17 protein-coding genes are annotated in these 19542 nt (G+C 53.5%); 13 read left to right on the top strand and 4 right to left on the bottom strand.

Features of this window, described 5'->3' with window-relative positions; genetic code table 11:
• Nucleotides 1–231 precede the first annotated feature (231 nt).
• From hinT to DXU84_RS24325, 8 genes are all read left to right on the top strand, one after another.
• On the top strand, nt 232–585 hold the full coding sequence (gene hinT / locus DXU84_RS24360; protein ID WP_013576236.1) for a purine nucleoside phosphoramidase: 354 nt from the start codon (nt 232–234) through the stop codon (nt 583–585).
• 8 nt (nt 586–593) lie between these two features.
• Complete coding sequence (locus DXU84_RS24355) at nt 594–962, top strand: YcfL family protein (protein ID WP_013576235.1); 369 nt, start codon at nt 594–596, stop codon at nt 960–962.
• 21 nt (nt 963–983) lie between these two features.
• On the top strand, nt 984–1586 hold the full coding sequence (gene lpoB, locus DXU84_RS24350) for a penicillin-binding protein activator LpoB (protein ID WP_112151608.1): 603 nt from the start codon (nt 984–986) through the stop codon (nt 1584–1586).
• Nucleotides 1570–2427, top strand: coding sequence for a phosphotransferase (locus DXU84_RS24345; protein ID WP_370461828.1), 858 nt, complete (start codon nt 1570–1572; stop codon nt 2425–2427). Before lpoB ends, DXU84_RS24345 begins: the two co-directional genes overlap by 17 nt.
• Before the next feature lie 48 nt (nt 2428–2475).
• Nucleotides 2476–3504: a beta-N-acetylhexosaminidase gene (gene nagZ, locus DXU84_RS24340; protein ID WP_013576232.1), complete on the top strand. Its 1029-nt coding sequence runs from the start codon at nt 2476–2478 to the stop codon at nt 3502–3504.
• Nucleotides 3505–3556: 52 nt separating this feature from the next.
• A complete protein-coding gene (ycfP, locus tag DXU84_RS24335; protein WP_013576231.1) occupies nt 3557–4099 on the top strand; it encodes an alpha/beta hydrolase YcfP in 543 nt (180 codons plus the stop codon).
• Between the two features lie 322 nt (nt 4100–4421).
• Nucleotides 4422–5726 carry an NAD(P)/FAD-dependent oxidoreductase gene (locus DXU84_RS24330; RefSeq protein WP_112151606.1) on the top strand — a complete coding sequence of 435 codons (1305 nt, stop codon included), beginning with the start codon at nt 4422–4424 and terminating at the stop codon, nt 5724–5726.
• Nucleotides 5727–6082: 356 nt separating this feature from the next.
• Complete coding sequence (locus tag DXU84_RS24325) at nt 6083–6619, top strand: glycine zipper 2TM domain-containing protein (protein ID WP_013576229.1); 537 nt, start codon at nt 6083–6085, stop codon at nt 6617–6619.
• Nucleotides 6620–6693: 74 nt separating this feature from the next.
• On the opposite strand, the gene mfd is transcribed toward DXU84_RS24325, so the two are convergent.
• Nucleotides 6694–10137 (bottom strand): transcription-repair coupling factor, encoded by a 3444-nt coding sequence (gene mfd, locus DXU84_RS24320; RefSeq protein WP_013576228.1) that lies wholly within the window; start codon nt 10135–10137, stop codon nt 6694–6696.
• A gap of 238 nt (nt 10138–10375) precedes the next feature.
• On the opposite strand from mfd, the gene lolC reads away from it, so the two are divergent.
• From lolC to pepT, 5 genes are all read left to right on the top strand, one after another.
• On the top strand, nt 10376–11578 hold the full coding sequence (gene lolC / locus DXU84_RS24315; protein WP_153376803.1) for a lipoprotein-releasing ABC transporter permease subunit LolC: 1203 nt from the start codon (nt 10376–10378) through the stop codon (nt 11576–11578).
• Nucleotides 11571–12275: a lipoprotein-releasing ABC transporter ATP-binding protein LolD gene (gene lolD / locus DXU84_RS24310; RefSeq protein ID WP_013576226.1), complete on the top strand. Its 705-nt coding sequence runs from the start codon at nt 11571–11573 to the stop codon at nt 12273–12275. Before lolC ends, lolD begins: the two co-directional genes overlap by 8 nt.
• Nucleotides 12275–13525 carry a lipoprotein-releasing ABC transporter permease subunit LolE gene (gene lolE / locus DXU84_RS24305; protein ID WP_153376802.1) on the top strand — a complete coding sequence of 417 codons (1251 nt, stop codon included), beginning with the start codon at nt 12275–12277 and terminating at the stop codon, nt 13523–13525. Before lolD ends, lolE begins: the two co-directional genes overlap by 1 nt.
• A 50-nt stretch (nt 13526–13575) precedes the next feature.
• Entirely contained in the window at nt 13576–14403 is an 828-nt protein-coding gene (cobB, locus tag DXU84_RS24300; RefSeq protein WP_013576224.1) for a Sir2 family NAD+-dependent deacetylase, read from the top strand.
• 146 nt (nt 14404–14549) lie between these two features.
• A complete protein-coding gene (pepT, locus tag DXU84_RS24295; protein ID WP_153376801.1) occupies nt 14550–15785 on the top strand; it encodes a peptidase T in 1236 nt (411 codons plus the stop codon).
• A gap of 73 nt (nt 15786–15858) precedes the next feature.
• Here pepT and DXU84_RS24290 read toward each other — a convergent pair whose 3' ends face one another.
• The 3 genes from DXU84_RS24290 to phoP all read right to left on the bottom strand — a co-directional run bounded on the left by DXU84_RS24290 (nt 15859) and on the right by phoP (nt 19299).
• The gene (locus DXU84_RS24290; protein WP_037037371.1) at nt 15859–16980 is read right to left on the bottom strand and encodes a cupin domain-containing protein; all 1122 of its coding nucleotides are present in this window, start codon (nt 16978–16980) and stop codon (nt 15859–15861) included.
• 160 nt (nt 16981–17140) lie between these two features.
• Nucleotides 17141–18598 (bottom strand): two-component system sensor histidine kinase PhoQ, encoded by a 1458-nt coding sequence (phoQ, locus tag DXU84_RS24285; protein WP_013576219.1) that lies wholly within the window; start codon nt 18596–18598, stop codon nt 17141–17143.
• Nucleotides 18599–18624: 26 nt separating this feature from the next.
• Nucleotides 18625–19299, bottom strand: coding sequence for a two-component system response regulator PhoP (gene phoP / locus DXU84_RS24280; protein WP_013576218.1), 675 nt, complete (start codon nt 19297–19299; stop codon nt 18625–18627).
• Nucleotides 19300–19542: the final 243 nt, after the last annotated feature.

Genomic DNA, 19542 nt, shown 5'->3' with positions numbered 1-19542 from the left:
GGTCCATGATGAGCATGAACCCTTTTTACACGAGCCACCGGATCGGTCAACTGATCCTTAAACGATCGGCATTAGGCTTCGGCCTCCTTTTTTTATGTCTGCGATTCAGCGGAGCACTGGCTGACGCTTTCTGCGTCAATTAAGCATCAAAAAGCGTAATCAGGTTGAAAGGAATGGAAATTCTAACCCATACTGCGTACAACGCTTTTTACTTTGTTAAGGACAGTTAAGATGGCCGAAGAGACAATTTTCAGCAAAATCATTCGCCGTGAAATCCCTGCCGACGTGGTTTATCAGGACGAACTTGTCACTGCGTTTCGCGACATTTCTCCTCAGGCACCCAGCCATATTTTGATTATCCCGAATGTTCTGATCCCGACAATGAATGACGTCGATGCGACGCATGAAGCAGCGCTGGGCAGAATGATGACGGTGGCCGCGAAAATTGCCGAACAGGAAGGCATCGCCGAAAGCGGTTACCGCCTGATCGTCAACTGCAACCGTGATGCTGGTCAGGAGGTTTATCACATCCATATGCATCTGGTCGGTGGCCGTGCACTGGGTCCATTGCTGTCACGTCAGTAAGGGTAAACATGCGTTTTTTGATGGCGTTATTGCCAGTGATTTTGTTGATAGGTTGTAGCAGCAAGCCCACTATTGCGCTGAATAATCAACAAAGAGTGGTAATGGAATCCCCCGTTCTGACGGCAGGCATAATCCCAGGTTCGCCATCCGTATCTGATTCCGGCGGGCAGAAAAAAGCCACAACCAGGTTGGATAACAACCAGCCACACTCAGTCACCCTGCATTATCGTTACTATTGGTATGATAAACAGGGGCTGGATTTATTCCCGGTCGCCGAGGCCAGGACCATTACTGTTCCGGCGAACAGCAGCGTGGACGTCAGTTCCCTGAACGGCAATCTTGATGCGTACAGTGTGCGTATTTACCTTTATCTCTAATTTTTTGCACGGAGAAGGTTGATGAAAAAGTATTTCCTCATTGTGGCAATGGCCGCATTGATCCTTGGCGGTTGTACGTTGCCAAACCAGCAGCAAAACCAGCCACAGCAGCCTGAGCAACCGCAGCAGCCACAGCAACCGTTGCCACCGGTTAACCCGCCGGTTCCGGAGCAACCGCAGGTCCAGCCAGTTCCGCAGCCGCCTAAATTTGCCAATATCGACTGGACCGCAACTGTTGAGCCAATGCTTGCGAAAATGCTGAAATCCGGTGGTGTGCAGCCGGGCAGCGTTCTGCTGGTGGATGGCGTGAAAAACAGCACCAACGGTTCCCTGCAAATGGCAAAAGCCACCGATGCATTGCGCAATGCACTGGCCAACAACACGACCTTCCAGGTGGTACCCGCCGAGCAACTGGCTTCGGCCAAACAGTCTCTGGGATTATCGCCGGATGACAGTCTGGCTTCGGTCAGTAAAGCCATCGGCCTGGCAAACATCGTAAAAGCGCAGTACGTGCTTTACAGTACCGTGAGTGGTGATGTGAAAGCGCCGACCATGTCGATGCGTCTGATTACCGCACCGAGTGGTGAAATCATCTGGTCAGGCCGCGGTGCAGTTCAGAATTAACGCTGAGCTTCTGCAACACGAACTCCGGCAACTGATTGAACAACATTATCCTGCGGTGAAAACCGCCGGTTTTCGTTTATTACCGGTTGCCGGGCTGACCGGCGAAAGCTGGAAAATCAGCTCGTCTGCCGGTGAGTTTCTGGCACGACATCAGTCTGTACAGCGGCAAGCTTTGGGCGCTGACCGGCAACGCGAATCTGTGATTTTGCGGCATATCGCGCGGCACAAATTAGGCCCTTGTGTCAGACTTTATTCGCCGCCGTGGCTGATAGTCGACTGGATAGGCGGAACGCCGTTGCAAGATCAGGCACTCGCCGCCGTTTCAGGCCAGAAAGCCTTGTGCCAGTGTCTGGTGCAGTTACACCAGTTGCCACTATCAGGCTACCGGCTGGATTTACAGCAGCAATTTGCCCGCTACTGGCAACATATCGACCGGCGCAGGCTGACGCCGCACTGGCTGCGTTTGCACCGCAAAATGTTGTCGCAGGATCCGCCGTCACCGCTGAAACTGGCGCTGGTACATATGGATATTCACGCCGGTAATGTGCTTAGTACGCCAGACGGGCTGCGGCTGATTGACTGGGAATATGCGGCGAATGCGGACATTGCGCTGGAGCTGGCGGCGATTATTCGTGGCAACGACTGGAACGCGCAGCAGCAAAATGCGTTCATCGGCGAATACGTTGATGCTGGCGGCTATCAGGAAATATTTCTTTTGCAGCAGCGGGTTAACCGCTGGATCCCCTGGGTTGATTACCTGATGCTGATGTGGTTCGAAGTGCGCTGGCAGCAGACCGGCGAGAGTAAATATCTTGAATGGGTGCGCCCGTTGCACCCGTGATAATTGTCTAAAAAATGAAAAGGAGCGTCCATTTTGTTGGGACCTGTAATGCTGGATGTCGCTGGCTATGCGCTGGATGCCGAAGAACGTGAAATTTTGCAGCACCCGCTGGTGGGCGGGCTGATTTTATTCACCCGAAATTATCATGATGTCGATCAGTTGCATGAACTGATCCGCCAGATCCGCGCCGCGTCGCACGACAGGCTGGTGCTGGCCGTGGATCAGGAAGGCGGGCGCGTACAGCGCTTCCGCGAAAGTTTTACCCGTCTGCCTGCCGCGCAATCTTTTGCGGCGCTCAATGAACCGCACGAAGCGGGGCGTCTGGCCCAGGAAAGCGGCTGGCTGATGGCGTCGGAAATGATTGTGATGGATATCGACATCAGCTTCGCGCCAGTGCTGGATATCGGACATATCAGCGCAGCTATCGGCGAACGTTCGTTCCATGCAGAACCCCGGAAAGCGCTTGAAATGGCTGAGCAGTATATTCTCGGTATGCATTCCGCTGGCATGAAAACCACCGGTAAGCATTTTCCGGGGCACGGTGCCGTCAGCGCGGATTCCCATAAAGAAACACCACACGACGATCGCCCGCTGGAAGTTATCCGCCAGCACGACATGGCTATCTTCCGTCAGCTCAACGAACGTAAATTACTGGATGCCGTGATGCCGGCGCACGTGATTTATACTCAGGCCGATCCACGTCCGGCCAGCGGTTCGCCATACTGGTTGCAGGAAATTTTGCGCAAAGAGCTGAATTTCAACGGCGTGATCTTCTCCGATGATATCTCAATGGAAGGTGCGGCAATCATGGGGTCTTATCCCGAACGCGCGCAGGCCTCTCTGGATGCGGGTTGCGACATGATCCTGGCCTGTAACAACCGGCAGGGCGCTGTCAGCGTGCTGGATAACCTGTCTCCGGTCAACGCTGAGCGCGTTGCACAGTTGTATCATCGCGGACTGTATAGTGGAAAACAGGCCCGTCAGGACCTGCAAAATTCGAGACGCTGGAAAGAGGCAAACCGTGATCTGACCACACTCGACGCCCGCTGGCAGGAACATAAACAGGCTGCCCTGTAACGTTTTTCCGACCACGTGAAGGGTTCAACGCACATTCAGGATGAGGTAAACGATGATTATCTATTTGCATGGCTTCGATTCAACCAGTCCCGGTAATCATGAGAAAGTGTTGCAGTTACAGTTCATTGATCCGGACGTGCGCTTCATCAGTTACAGCACGCTGCACCCGCGTCATGACATGCAACATCTGCTAAAAGAAGTGGATAAAGTGCTGCAGGAAACGACGGACAAGAATGCGCTGATTTGCGGCGTCGGACTTGGCGGATTCTGGGCTGAACGCATCGGTTTCCTGTGCGGGATCCGCCAGGTGATGTTCAATCCGAATTTGTCACCGCAGGATAATATGACCGGGAAAATCGACCGCCCGGAAGAGTATGAAGATATCGCCACCAAGTGCATCAGCGATTTCCGCGAGAAAAACCGCGACCGCTGTCTGGTGATTTTATCCCGTGAAGATGGCGTGCTCGACAGCAGCAAAACGGCTGAGAAATTACATCACTATTATCCGGTTGAATGGGACGAGCATCAGAGCCATAAATTCAAAGATATCTCGACGCATCTGCAACGCATTAAAGCGTTCAAAAATATCGTCTGATTTAACATTTCGTTTCTGAAATCGCTAAAACCACCGCCTTTGCGCAGTGGTTTTTTATTTGTGTCATTCCCGCTTCAGTATTCGTTTTCATGGCAGATCCGCGTCTAACTTGCTGATTTAAAGATGTCAAAATGCGTGCCATTTTCCTAAGTCAAATTAGCCAAATGAATTTAAATTGACCTATATCAATTTTGGTATGACCAAATCACCACGCGTGATATCCTCCGTCTCAGATACCGATTTAACTTAAGCAACCCTATGTTATATAAGGATTATATTTTTACTCTTATATAACAATTGGTTCACATTTGAGGGGGTCATTTTGACATCACCAATGAAGAAAATTGTGATTATCGGCGGTGGCGCCGGCGGTCTGGAACTGGCGACCAGCCTGGGCCATAAACTTGGCCGCAACAAAAAAGCGGAGATCATTCTGGTCGACCGTAACCACAGCCATTTATGGAAACCCCTGTTGCACGAAGTGGCGACCGGCAGTCTGGATGACGGCGTGGATGCGCTGAGCTATCTGGCTCATGCCCGCAACCACGGTTTCACCTTCCAGATTGGCTCACTGACCGATATCGACCGTGAAAATCAGACCATCAAACTGGCTGAAATCTGTGACGAGAACGGCGAAATGCTGGTGCCGGTACGGGATATTGCGTACGACACCCTGGTGATGGCGCTGGGCAGCACGTCTAACGATTTCGGTACACCGGGCGTCAAAGACCACTGCATCTTCCTGGATAACCCGCATCAGGCGCACCGTTTCCATAACGAAATGCTGAACCTGTTCCTCAAATTCTCTGCCAGTGCAGACAAGCAGAAGAAAGTGAACATTGCGATTGTTGGCGGCGGGGCGACGGGTGTCGAGCTGTCTGCCGAGCTGCATAATGCGGTAAAACAACTGCACAGCTACGGTTTCGAAGGGCTGGACAGCGAAGCGCTGAACGTCACGCTGGTGGAAGCCGGTGAACGTATTCTGCCTGCGCTGCCACCGCGTATTTCTGCTGCGGCGCACAACGAGCTGACTAAACTGGGGGTGCGCGTTCTGACGCAAACCATGGTGACCAGCGCGGATAAGAACGGTCTGAACACCAGGTCCGGCGAATTCATTGACGCCGATCTGATGGTCTGGGCGGCGGGGATTAAAGCCCCTGATTTCATGAAAGACATCGCGGGTCTGGAAACCAACCGTATCAATCAGCTTGTGGTGGAACCGACGCTGCAGACCACGCGTGACCCGAACATCTATGCGATTGGCGACTGCGCTTCCTGTCCGCAGCCATCCGGCGGTTTCGTGCCACCGCGTGCGCAGTCAGCGCATCAGATGGCCTCCCGTTGTTTTGCCAACATCATGGCGCAGCGTAAGGGGCAAAGCCTGAAACCTTACGTCTATAAAGACCACGGTTCACTGGTTTCCCTTTCACGCTTCAGTACTGTCGGCAGCCTGATGGGTAACCTGATGCGCGGTTCTATGATGGTCGAAGGCCGTCTGGCGAGACTGGTTTATATCTCGCTGTACCGTATGCACCAGATTGCATTGCACGGTTACATCAAAACCGGTCTGATGATGCTGGTCGGCGGCATTAACCGGGTGATCCGCCCGCGTCTTAAACTGCACTGATACCTGTCAGCTGATATTTTTCAACGTCAGCTGAATCGTTTCATAGCCTAAAGCCTGTTTCTGACAGGCTTTTTCTTATCTGCATGAATACCCCTGTGAACAGCATAAGATCCCGCCACGATGAGGTTGTCTGCTAAGAATTCTCCGAAACAGGGGGATGCACCGGTTGTTTATCTCACTTACAGATTTCGTCTTATTGTTTGCTTACGTTTAGGTGTGCAGACTTAACAATAAGTTTACAAGAACAGATGGTCACAGACGGCGATTCACGCACGCCGAACCTCAGATGTGAAGCTGTCCGCTGAGGGACCCCGGTAACGGAGTCATTGCGTGGTAACATTTGCGGAGGAAGTCCTGTGAACAAGTCAATGTTAGCTGGGGTCGGTATTGGTGTGGCTGCGGCGTTGGGCATTGCTGGCGTTGCAAGCATGAATGTTTTTTCATCTGGCCCGGAGTACGCGCAGGTTGTCAGCGCGACGCCAATCAAAGAAACCACGAAAATCCCGCGTCAGGAATGTCGGAATGTGACGGTCACTCACCGACGTCCTGTACAGGATGAACATCAGATTGCTGGCTCCGTGCTCGGTGCAGTCGCCGGTGGCGTACTCGGTCACCAGTTTGGTGGCGGCCGCGGACGTGATGTTGCGACGGTAGCGGGTGCGTTGGGCGGTGGCTATGCGGGTAACCGCGTGCAGAGCAGCATGCAGGAAAACGACACCTACACCACGCAACAGCAGCGCTGTAAAACCGTGTATGACAAAGAAGATAAAACGCTCGGTTATGATGTGACCTATAAAATAGGCGATCAGCAAGGGAAAGTTCGTATGGACCACGATCCGGGCACACAAATTCCGCTGGATAAAAGCGGTCAGTTGCAACTTACCCGTTCATAACCAAGCGGGAAGTGTGGAAAATAAAAAGCCTGAGGTGAAAACCTCAGGCTTTTTTTAACGCATGAAGATCAGATTCAGATCAGATGCTCAGTAAACTCATTCAGCATGTCACCGACAAACTTCAGGCGTTTCGGGCGATCAGTCAGATCTAACACAAACTTCAGTTTTGTCGGGCCGTCCAGCCGGTAAACCTGGGGTTGTTTCTGTAACAGACCAATCAGGAAGCCCGGATCCACACGGTTCTTATCGCCAAACTCAATGAATCCGCCGCGCTCGTTGCCTTCAATCCGCCGGATGCCGAGTTCTTTGGCTTTCAGGCGCAGCACGGCAATCAGCAACAGATTGCGCGCACCGTCCGGCAGCGTGCCAAAACGGTCGATCAGCTCAACGCGGAGTTCATCCAGTTCGCCTTCGGTTTTCGCACTGGCGATACGTTTATACAACGACAGGCGCGTATTCACATCAGGAATGAAATCCTCCGGCAGCAGCGCAGGCATGCGCATTTCAACTTCGGTCTGGCTGGTGGTTAAATCCTCCAGCGATGGCTCGCGGCCTTCTTTCAACGCTTCGACGGCGTTTTCCAGCAACTCCATATACAGCGAGAAACCGATACTGGTCATCTGGCCGCTCTGGCCTTCGCCGAGCAGTTCGCCAGCACCGCGGATTTCAAGGTCGTGCGTCGCCAGCGCAAAACCGGCACCCAGGTCTTCCAGCGAGGCAATGGCCTCCAGACGTTTATGTGCATCGGCCGACATGGCTTTCGGTGGCGGCGTCAGCAGATACGCATAGGCCTGATGGTGTGACCGCCCTACGCGGCCACGCAACTGATGCAACTGCGCCAGACCAAAGTGGTCGGCGCGCTCAATAATGATTGTGTTCGCCGTCGGGATATCGATACCGGTTTCGATAATGGTGGTACACACCAGCACGTTGAAACGCTGGTGATGGAAATCATTCATCACACGCTCGAGGTCGCGTTCACGCATCTGACCGTGGCCGATGGCAATGCGCGCTTCCGGCACGAGTTCGGCCAGCCGCTGCGAGGCTTTCTCGATATTCTCGACATCGTTGTAGAGATAATAAACCTGCCCGCCGCGCAGAATTTCACGCAGGATTGCCTCACGCACGACCAGACTGTCGTACTCGCGCACAAAGGTTTTCACCGCCATACGACGTGCAGGCGGTGTGGCAATAATCGACAGGTCGCGCATGCCGCTCATGGCCATGTTCAGCGTCCGCGGGATAGGCGTTGCGGTCAGGGTAAGAATATCTACGTCTGCACGCATCGCTTTGATGCGCTCTTTATGACGTACGCCGAAACGGTGCTCTTCATCGACAATCAGCAGTCCCAGATCTTTCCAGCGTAGATCGGTTTGCAGCAGTTTGTGTGTGCCGATAATAATATCGACTTTGCCTTCAACCGCATCTTCCAGCACGACGTTTTGTTCTTTGGCGCTGCGGAAACGCGACATCATTTCGATGCGCACTGGCCAGCTGGCGAAGCGGTCGCGGAAGTTATCGAAGTGCTGTTGTGCCAGCAGGGTGGTCGGTACCAGAACGGCCACCTGCTTATTGTTGGAAACGGCGAGGAAGGCTGCGCGCATCGCCACTTCGGTTTTACCGAAACCGACGTCGCCACATACCAGCCGGTCCATCGCCAGCGGTTGGGTCATGTCAGTCAGTACCGCGTTAATGGCCTGTGCCTGATCCGGCGTGGTTTCAAACGGGAAAGCCTGACAGAACAGCTGATACTGTGCTTTGTCGTGCTTAAACGCGAAACCACTTTTGGCTTCGCGCTGGGCGTAGATATCCAGCAGTTCCGCAGCGACATCGCGCACTTTCTCGGCCGCTTTCTGCCGCGCTTTTGACCAGGCTTCACCGCCGAGTTTATGCAGCGGTGCGCTCTCATCCGCGCCACCGGCATAGCGGCTGATGAGATGCAGCGATGATACCGGCACATACAGTTTGTCTTCACCGGCGTAGGTCAGTATCAGGTATTCGGCAGTGATGCCGCCGGTTTCAAGCGTTGTCAGCCCGAGATAACGGCCCACGCCGTGTTCGACATGCACTACCGGCTGGCCGGGACGCAGTTCGGCGAGATTACGGATCAGTGTATCGGTGTTGATCGACCGGCGGCTGTCCTGACGGCGACGCGCCACGCGTTCACCAAGCAGATCGCTTTCACAAATCAGCGCCAGCTGTTTATCCGCATCCAGAAAACCACGTTCGCACGCGCCGATCATGATGTAACGACCGGCGATATCGGCTTCTTCAATCCGGGTGATAAGCGTCGGCATCAGCTTGATGCGTGCCAGCAAATCCTGAAGCGTTTCGCGGCGGCCTTCACTTTCTACAGAGAATACCAGGCTGCCGGCAAAGGATTCATTAAAGCGACGCAGGTTATCCATCGGCGCTTTATTCTGCGGCTGAACGGATAAATCTGGCAGCTTTTCGTAACTCAGATTGGTATTGGCGGCTTTCTTCGGCAGCGAATCAGTACGCAGCTGAACACGTGGCCAGGCTTTCAGCTCGGTAAACAGCGACTCCACACGCAGCCAGAGATTTTCCGGCTCGAGCAGCGGACGCATCGGATCGACCCGGCGGCTTTCGTAACGCTGGCAGGCGTCCTGCCAGAAGCGCTCAGCGGCGGCTTCGAGATCGCCGGTATTCAGCACCAGCGTGTTTTCCGGCAGATAGCTGAACAGCGTGGTCAGCGGCTGACTGAAAAACAACGGCTGCCAGTATTCGATACCGGCGGGGAAGGTCCCTTTACTGACCTGCTGATAAACGTGTTCGGCATCGCGACGTACTTCGAACTTCTCGCGCCATTGGCTGCGGAACAGTTCAATGGCATTTTTATCGGTTGGAAATTCGTGCGCGGGTAGCAGATTGATATGTTCCACTTCACTCAGCGTGCGCTGGGTATCCACATCGAAAATGCGCAGGCTGTCGATTTCATCATCAAAGAAATCAATGCGATAAGGTTCTTCGCTGCCCATCGGATACAAATCCAGCAGAGCGCCACGGGTGGCAAACTCGCCGTGCTCCATCACCTGATCTACGCTGCGATAACCGGCCTGTTCCAGCTGTGCACGCAATTTATCGCGCGAAAGCTGCTGACCTTTCTTCATCACCAGCGCGTGACCGTGCAGGAATTCGTGCGGGCAGACGCGTTGCATCAGCGTATTCACCGGCAGAATAATGATGCCGCGTTCCATAGTAGGAAGCTGATACAAACTGGAAAGGCGTGAAGAAATAATTTCCTGATGTGGAGAAAAACTGTCGTAAGGTAGCGTTTCCCAGTCCGCAATACTCAGGACTTTGTTGTCAGTAAACTGTTGAATTTCATCGCGCAGGCGCAGGGCATTTTGCATATCAGGCGCAATCAGCAGGATCGGGCCTGTATGGCGTTCACTGATTTGGGCGCATTCCAGCGCGCAGGCGGAGCCTGTAAGCTGGCCTAACAGGCGGTTGTCGCCCGGGCGTTCAGGCAACGAATAACGATAATCTTGAGACATAGGCTGTGTTGAGTTCTCGTTTTGGCGGCTGTCGGAGGCCAATTAGCAGACCGTATCTTGCTTTGCAGGGGTAATCGGGGTCAACCCGTTGTCTGTATAAAAGGGTCAACGGCGTCACAAAGTTAAACCGATTACTTTGGGTTAATGGTTCCATAAAGCGGTGCTAGCCTTTATTATCCTTGATCACTTTAGTCTGCGCCACGCACTTATTTGCGGCCAAGCACTTAAAACGGATGTTATGTATCAACCTGTCGCGTTATTTATAGGTCTGCGCTACATGCGCGGGCGTGCTTCGGACCGCTTCGGGCGGTTTGTCTCCTGGTTATCCACCATTGGTATCACTCTCGGCGTGATGGCGCTGGTGACCGTGCTGTCAGTGATGAACGGTTTTGAGAAAGATCTGGAAGGTAACATCCTGGGTCTGATGCCTCAGGCGTTAATCACCACGCCGGGCGGATCCCTCGACCCTCAGAAAATCACCCATCAACAGGTGTCGGCGCTGAAAAGTGTTAACCGCGCTGTACCGCTGACCACCGGCGATGTCGTGCTGCAAAGCCCAGGCAGCGTCGCGGTGGGCGTGATGCTTGGTGTCGATCCTGACCAGAAAGACCCGCTGGCGAAATACTTAATTGGGGTTGCCCAGCAGGAACTTCAACCCGGTAAATACAACGTTATTCTTGGCGATCAGCTGGCGCAGCAGTTAAAAGTGCGCCGTGGCGATCAACTGCGTCTGATGGTCACCAGTGTCAGCCAGTTCACGCCGGTCGGGCGCGTCCCGAGCCAGCGTTTGTTCAACGTTATCGGCACTTTCTCCGCCAACAGCGAAGTGGATGGTTACCAGATGCTGGTGAACATTCAGGACGCCTCACGCCTGATGCTGTATCCGAAAGGCAATGTCACCGGCTGGCGTTTGTTCCTCGACAAACCGCTGGACGTCGACAGTCTGAGTACGCAAAAACTGCCTGACGGTGCAAGCTGGAAAGACTGGCGTGAACGCCGCGGCGAATTGTTCCAGGCGGTGCGCATGGAGAAAAATATGATGGGGCTGTTGCTGAGCCTGATCGTCGCCGTCGCCGCGTTTAACATTATTACGTCACTGGGTTTACTGGTGATGGAGAAGCAAGCCGAAGTGGCCATTTTGCAAACACAGGGCTTAAGCCGTCGCCAGATTATGGCGCTGTTTATGGTGCAGGGCGCCAGTGCCGGTGTGATCGGCGCGTTGCTCGGTGCCGTGCTCGGCGTGGTGCTGGCCACCCAACTGAATACAATTATGCCAGCTATCGGGCTGATGATCGACGGCGCGTCGCTGCCGGTCGATATTGAACCGGTTCAGGTCGTGGTCATTGCGCTGGTCGCCATGGCAATCGCCTTATTATCTACGCTTTATCCTTCCTGGCGCGCTGCTGCCACCCATCCCGCAGAGGCTTTACGTTATGAGTAATTCTTTATTATTGCAGTGTGAAAACCTCTGTAAGACTTATCAGGAAGGTAAAATGCACACCGACGTGCTGCGTGACGTCAGTTTCGCTATGCAGCCGGGTGAGATGATGGCGATTGTCGGCACCTCCGGTTCCGGCAAAAGTACTTTGCTGCATTTGCTGGGTGGACTCGATTCCCCGACGTCCGGCGAAGTGATTTTCAAAGGCCAGTCTCTGAATGCGATGTCTTCATCGGCGAAATCTGAATTGCGTAACCGCGAACTGGGCTTCATCTATCAGTTCCACCATTTGCTGCCGGATTTCACCGCGCTGGAAAACGTCGCGATGCCGCTGCTGATTGGCAAAAAGAAATCTGCCGAAGTGCAGGAACGCGCGCTGGCGATGCTTGAAGCGGTGGGACTGCAACATCGCAGCAATCACCGTCCTTCCGAGCTTTCCGGTGGTGAACGTCAGCGGGTGGCAATTGCCCGTGCGCTGGTGAATAATCCTTCGCTGGTGCTGGCCGATGAACCGACCGGTAATCTCGATCAGCGCAATGCCGACAGCATTTTCGAATTGCTCGGCGAACTGAATGTGCGCCAGGGCACGGCGTTTCTGGTGGTGACTCATGATCTGCAACTGGCGAACCGTCTGACGCGTCAGCTGGAAATGCGTGACGGCAAGTTGCAGCAGGAATCGATGTTGCTGGGAGCGAAGTAATGTCTGGCATTCCTTTTTCATTATTGATTGGCCTGCGGTTCAGTCGTGGACGCCGTCGCAGCGGCATGGTATCGCTGATTTCGGTGATTTCAACATTAGGCATTGCACTGGGTGTGGCGGTGCTGATCGTTGGCCTCAGCGCCATGAATGGTTTTGAACGTGAGCTGAAAGAACGCGTACTGGCGGTCGTACCGCACGGCGAAATCCGGCCGGTCAATCAGCCGTTCAACAACTGGCAGGGCGTGCTGGATCGGGTGGAAAAAGTGCCGGGTATTGTGGCGGCTGCACCCTATATCCAGTTCAACGGCCTGATTGAGCACGGCGCCAAACTGCGCGCCATCCAACTGAAAGGTGTTGATCCACAGAGTGAACCACGTGTCAGTGCCGCGCCGAAATTCGTGCAGAATAATGCCTGGCAAAATTTTAAAGCCGGTCAGCAACAGTTGATCCTCGGCAAAGGTGTCGCGGATTCGGTGGGCGTGAAGCAGGGCGACTGGGTGACCGTGATGATCCCGAACAGCGACCCGGAAATGAAGCTGTTGCAGCCAAAACGGATTCGCCTGCAGGTTGCCGGTATTTTGCAGCTCAGCGGACAACTTGATCACAGCCTTGGCATGGTGCCTCTGGCCGATGCCCAGCAATATCAGGATATGGGCAGCAGCGTGACCGGTATTGATATCAAAGTGAACGATGTCTTTGCCGCACAGAAACTGGTGCACGACGCCGGTGAAGTGACTCAGGCTTACGTTTATATCAGCAGCTGGATCGGAACTTATGGCTACATGTACCGTGATATCCAAATGGTGCGCGCTATCATGTATATGGCGATGGTGCTGGTGATTGGTGTGGCCTGCTTCAATATCGTTTCAACGCTGGTGATGGCGGTGAAAGATAAAAGCAGCGATATTGCGATTTTGCGCACACTGGGCGCGAAAGACGGACTTATCCGCGCAGTCTTCATCTGGTACGGTTTACTGGCGGGGCTGGTCGGCAGCGTCGCAGGTGTAGTGATCGGCGTGATTGCGGCCTTCCAGCTGACTAACATCGTCAATGCATTGCAAAAACTGACCGGTCACCAGTTCCTGTCGGGCGATATTTATTTCATCGACTTCCTGCCTTCTGAAGTTCACTGGCTGGATGTCGCAGGGGTGCTGGTAACCGCCCTGGTGCTGAGTTTGCTGGCAAGCTGGTATCCGGCGCGGCGTGCGAGCCGTATCGATCCTGCCCGCGTACTCAGTGGCGGTCAGTAATCCATTTTTAAATGAAGTCTTAATCAGACACAGAGAGTAAGGAGCACTTCATGCGCACACGTCATCGTCTGTGTCGGTTTCGCAAAAATAAGCGCATTCGCCATCAGCGGTTCCGGTCGAATATTTTCCACCGTGACTCTATGGCGGCTGCGTCGTTGAAGAAGCCGTTTGTGGTGGTGCTGACCGGGGCCGGGATTTCAGCTGAATCTGGTATCCGCACCTTCCGCGCCGCAGACGGTTTGTGGGAAGAACATCATGTTGAGGATGTGGCGACGCCCGAAGGCTATCGCCGTGATCCTGAACTGGTACAGCGTTTTTATAATGAGCGCCGCCGTCAGTTGCAGGCAGAAGATCTCAAACCGAATGCCGCACATTACGCGCTGGCCACGCTGGAAGAAGCGCTCGGTGAGAACTTCCTGCTGGTTACGCAAAATATCGATAACCTGCACGAGCGCGCGGGCAGCTTACGCGTCATTCATATGCACGGCGAATTGCTAAAAGTGCGGTGTACGCAATCGGGGCAGGTATTGGACTGGCCGGGCGATCTGACTGTGGATGACCGCTGTCATTGCTGTCAGTTTCCGGCACCGTTGCGTCCGCACATAGTCTGGTTCGGTGAAATGCCGTTTGGCATGGATGAGATTTACGATGCGCTGGCTAAAGCCGATTTTTTTGTCGCTATCGGTACGTCTGGCCACGTTTATCCGGCCGCGGGATTTGTCCATGAAGCGCGCATCGGCGGCGCCTGTGCTGTTGAACTGAATCTTGAACCGAGTCAGGTTGAAAGCGAATTCGATATGAAGCACTACGGGCTGGCGAGCCAGGTCGTACCGGAATTTGTCCATAAGTTCCTGACCAAGAAAGACCAGGCCTGGTGATCACCAGGCTTTTTTTTATTGTTCTCGCCAAAAATTGCGCCTGCCCCATAGACATATCTCGTTAAACTTGGTGAAAAATGACCTGACGCAATATTCAGGGTTTTCATGCTGCGCATAATAAAACCCAGCCGCCTGAGGATACCCAAATGAATAAGTTGCTTGATCGTTTTCTTCATTATGTTTCTTTCGATACTCAATCTAAGCCCAATGTTAAACACACGCCCAGCACCGACGGACAACTCAGGCTGGCGCAGGCCCTGCGTAATGAACTGACCGAGCTAGGTTTTTCTCAGGTTACGCTCAGTGATAAAGGCTGCGTGATGGCCACCTTGCCAGGCAATGTGGCCTGGAAAGTGCCGGTGATTGGTTTTATTTCCCATCTGGATACCGCGCCTGATTTCACGGCTAAACACGTTAATCCACAAATTGTGGAAAATTACCGCGGCGGCGATATCGCACTGGGTAATGGCGATGAAATATTATCTCCGGTGATGTTCCCGGTATTACATCAGCTTCTCGGGCACACGATTATCACCACCGACGGCAAAACCTTGCTCGGGTCTGATGATAAATCTGGTATCGCAGAAATTATTACCGCGATGGTGCGACTGAAAAACAGCAATATTCCGCACGGACCGGTGCGTATCGCCTTCACGCCAGACGAGGAAATCGGCAAAGGTGCGCAGAGTTTTGATATTCCTGCATTCGGCGCGCAGTGGGCCTACACCGTCGACGGTGGCGGAGTGGGGGAGCTGGAGTTTGAGAACTTCAACGCTGCGTCGGCCACGATTAAAATTGTCGGTAATAATGTGCATCCGGGCAGTGCCAAAGGGGTGATGGTGAATGCACTGTCACTGGCGACGCGTTTTCACAACGAGCTGCCTGCAGATGAAACGCCCGAATATACAGAAGGTTACGAAGGTTTCTACCATCTGACGACCATCAAGGGCAACGTTGAGCGTGCGGAAATGCATTACATCATCCGTGATTTCGACAAAACGCAGTTCGAAGCCCGTAAGCAAAAAATTATTGATGTCGCACACGTGGTCGGCAAAGGCCTGCACCGTGATTGTTATATCGAAGTGACGCTCGACGATCACTATTACAACATGCGCGACAAAGTGGCTCAGCACCCGCACATTATTGCACTGGCGCAGCAGGCGATGAAAGATTGTGATATTGAACCTATCATGAAGCCCATCCGTGGCGGCACTGATGGCGCACAGCTTTCGTTTCGCGGTTTGCCATGCCCGAATATCTTCACCGGCGGTTATAACTTCCATGGCAAACACGAATTCGTAACGCTCGAAGGAATGGAAAAAGCGGTTGCAGTGATTATGCGTATTGCTGAGCTGACAGCAAAAGAAGCCGTGAAGCACTGACGGTGCGGGTGGCGACAAAAAAGGGGCGATGTCTGAAAACATCGTCCCTTTTATTTTATTAGCGCAACACCGGTCAGTCGTTAAAGTACCAGTAACCACTGTTAACCAGCGAAGACAGCAGTGCAAGGAATGAGGGATCGTCCAGCGCATCGCCAAGCATGTCTTTGGTTACGGTTTTATGGCGGGCAATCGCATCCACCGCAGCGATATGTTCCGTGGTCATGGCTTCGCCGTTGACGTAACAGGTATCACCCACGCGCAGCACGCGAAGACCGCCCAGACGTTCCAGCGTTTCACCCGACTCCAGCAGTTCATAAATTTCACCCGGCTGATAAGGCGGTTCCGGCGGTGCCAGATCCAGCTCATGACGCGACTGGGAAATAAACTCGCCAAACCAGCTGTTGAAATGCGCCGGATTACCAATCAGATCCAGCATCATGCCGCGCAGTTTATCCAGCTCAGCCGGTTGCACTTCGGCCGGATGTTCACGTTCAACCAGTTCCGGATCGCTGTAACGGTGGCTGCCCAGCTCGCGGGAAAGCACGAAATCTGCAAAACCACTGACCATCTCACGGGCGTTTGGCGCACGGAAACCGACGGAATAGTTGAGGGAGTTTTCCAGCGAATAGCCGTCGTGCGGGAAGCCCGGCGGAATGTAGACGATGTCGCCCGGTTCCAGTTCTTCATCAATAATCGCCTCGAACGGCTCGACCTGCAGCAAATCAGGATGCGGGCAATGTTGTTTCATGGCGACTTTCTCGCCCACACGCCAGCGGCGGCGGCCAGTGCCCTGAATAATAAATACGTCGTACTGATCCAGATGCGGGCCAACACCACCGCCGGGCACCGAGAAGGAAATCATCAAATCGTCCATGCGCCAGTCAGGAATGTGGCGAAATGGCGTCATCAGATGGGAAGAGGGTTCATGCCAGTGGTCGACCGCCTGAACCAGAACTGACCAGCCCGTTTCACCCAGATGATCGTAACTTTCAAACGGCCCGTGGCTGACATTCCACTTGCCGTCCTGATTGCTCACCAGACGGCTGTCCACCTCATTTTCCATCGCCAGACCAGCCAGTTCGTCCGGAGAGATCGGATCGACGAAATTTTTAAAGCCGCGTTTTAACACCACAGGACGCTTTTGCCAGTAACGCTGCAGGAAATCATTCCAGTCTAGGTCGAGTTGGTAATCCATAGTATTTCCCTTGCATTAAATGGAGGGTGATAAGGAAGAGAAGAGTCTGTAAATGATTATAACGGAAGGTGTTGCGGCTGAGTTGGGCAATTGCCAGCAAATTTCGCACTATGCTTAAGATTGCGCCGAAATTTGCTGGCAAAATAATCGGGGGAGAACGTTATTCCAGTTCAATGCCTTGTTGCAGACCAAAACAAACGCGCATGCTGGCGCCGCCAAGCGGGCTGTCACCAATGATAATTTTGCCGTCGTACTGTTCAATGATGTCGTTGGCGAGCGATAACCCCAGCCCTTGTCCCGGACGCAAGGTATCTGCCCGCTGCCCGCGCTGGAAAATCACCTCGCGCTTACTTACCGGAATACCCGGGCCATCGTCTTCAATCAGGATCACCAACTGATTCTCGGTATGGACAGCACTGATTTCGACAAACTCCAGACAGTATTTGCAGGCGTTGTCTATCACGTTACCCATCACTTCCATGAAGTCATTTTTTTCGCCCACAAAGGTGATTTCCGGTGAAATATCCACCGTGATCACCACGCCTTTACGCTGATAAACCTTATTCAACGCCGAACATAATCCGTCGAGGATCGCCGGGACGGAGTGAACTTCACGGATCAGCAGGTTTTGTTCGGAGCGCAATGTCGCGCGATGCAGGTAATAGCCAATCTGCTGTGAGATGCGGCTGATTTGCTCAAGCATCACCGGCTCGGCATCTTCAATGGTCATCTGTTTACCATTGCGCAGTGCACGCAGGGTGGACTGCAAGACAGCCAGCGGCGTTTTCAGGCTGTGCGTCAGGTCAGCCAGCGTGGTGCGGTAACGATCATAACGGCCACGCTCCCCGTGCAGCAAAATATTCAGGTTACGCACCAGACCGCGCAGTTCACGTGGCGGGTTTTCATCCAGTGATTCCCGCTCGTGGGTTTCCAGTTCGGCGACCTGATGGATCAGTTCTTTGATTGGCCTCAGACTCCAGTAAGCTGCCAGCCATAACAAAGGCACCACCAGCAGCAGGTTCGCCAGTAAGACATAGCTGAACCATTCCCAGACAAGATCAGATCGCTGTAATTCCTGCGGAATGGTATCGACCACCACAATGTTCAGCGCCGGCAGGCGCGAGGTTGCATTATAGGTATTGACCGCAATGGAATGGGTCATCGCGTTGGCGTCGGTATCGTCGTAATCCTTCAACTTATCCTGTGCTTGCGGGTTGTTGCCCAGTACTTCGCTGCTGATTTGCGTGTCGGTATCCAGCTCATAGAAGCCGGGTTTGTTCATCCACGCTTTATCGATATGCGCTTCGAGCTCAGGGATGCGGCGCTCGGCCCATAACAGTTTTCCGTCTGCGTCGTAAATGAACACCAGCGTCGGCGTGTTGAGGTCGAGATCAGGTGGAACGTTGATAGTCAGCTTGCCGTCGCGCCATTGTGCAAGGCTGAAGAAGAGGTTACTTTCGCCGCGCAGGAGCCGGTAGGCGGTTTTGTCGAAACTCACCATGTAACCCACCACGGCCACCAGCCCGTAGGCCAGCGACAGGGTAAGTACCACCGCAGCGGTCGCCATCATAAAGCGGACGCGAAGGGAGAAGGGGTTCCGGGTACGACGTCCTTTCATGAAGCGTCCTTTGAACATGACGATGATTATGGCCTGATGTCGAAACGGTAACCCTGACCACGTACGGTCGTTATCACATCAACCGGGTGTTCTGCCTGCAGTTTTTTGCGCAGACGGCCCATCAGAACATCGACGGTGTGACTTTCACGCAGCTCGGCATCCGGATAGAGCTGAAGCATCAGAGAGTCCTTGCTGACCACCTTTCCCGCATTGCGGATCAGTGTCTCGATAATCGTGTATTCGAAAGCGGTCAGTTTAATCGGCTGCTCATTGACGGTCAGTTCACGACGTGACAGATCAATCTGGAAAGGTTGCAGCGTGATCACCTGTGAGGCGAGACCGCTGTTACGGCGCATCAGCGCCTGCATGCGCGCCAGCACTTCTTCCAGATGGAATGGCTTAGTGACGTAATCATCCGCACCGGCTTCCAGCACTGCGACTTTATCCTGCCAGCTTTCGCGGGCGGTCAGCACCAGAATCGGCAGATTGTTTTGATGACTTCGCCAGCGGCGGATCAGGCTCAGGCCATCTTCACCAGGCAAGCCGAGGTCAACAATGGCGATATCAGGCGCATGCTCATGCAGAAAATAGTCTGCTTCTTTGGCGTCTTCTGCCGCATCGACCTGATGGCCCATTTCCCGCAGCTGCACTGAGAGGTGATGACGTAACAGTGCGTTATCTTCAATGACTAAAATTCGCATGGTGATTCCTTATCCTGACAGCGCGAAAAATGGATTAAACATTCTGAGTGCGATTGTAAATGATTCAGAAACATTTTAATCAACCTCAGGTCAACGCAGGTGTGCCGAACATCAACAGAACCTAAACGAATTATAAGCGGCTTCCGCCAGGCGTGGCATAAAAAAGGCGACCCGAAGGTTAATGCCGATCGTTTAAGGATCAGTTGACCGATCCGGTGGCTCGTGTAAAAAGGGTTCATGCTC

The organism is Rahnella sp. RcJ3 (genome assembly GCF_009498575.1).
Lineage (GTDB): Bacteria > Pseudomonadota > Gammaproteobacteria > Enterobacterales > Enterobacteriaceae > Rahnella > Rahnella aceris.
This window is presented reverse-complemented; position numbering and strand designations above follow the sequence as displayed.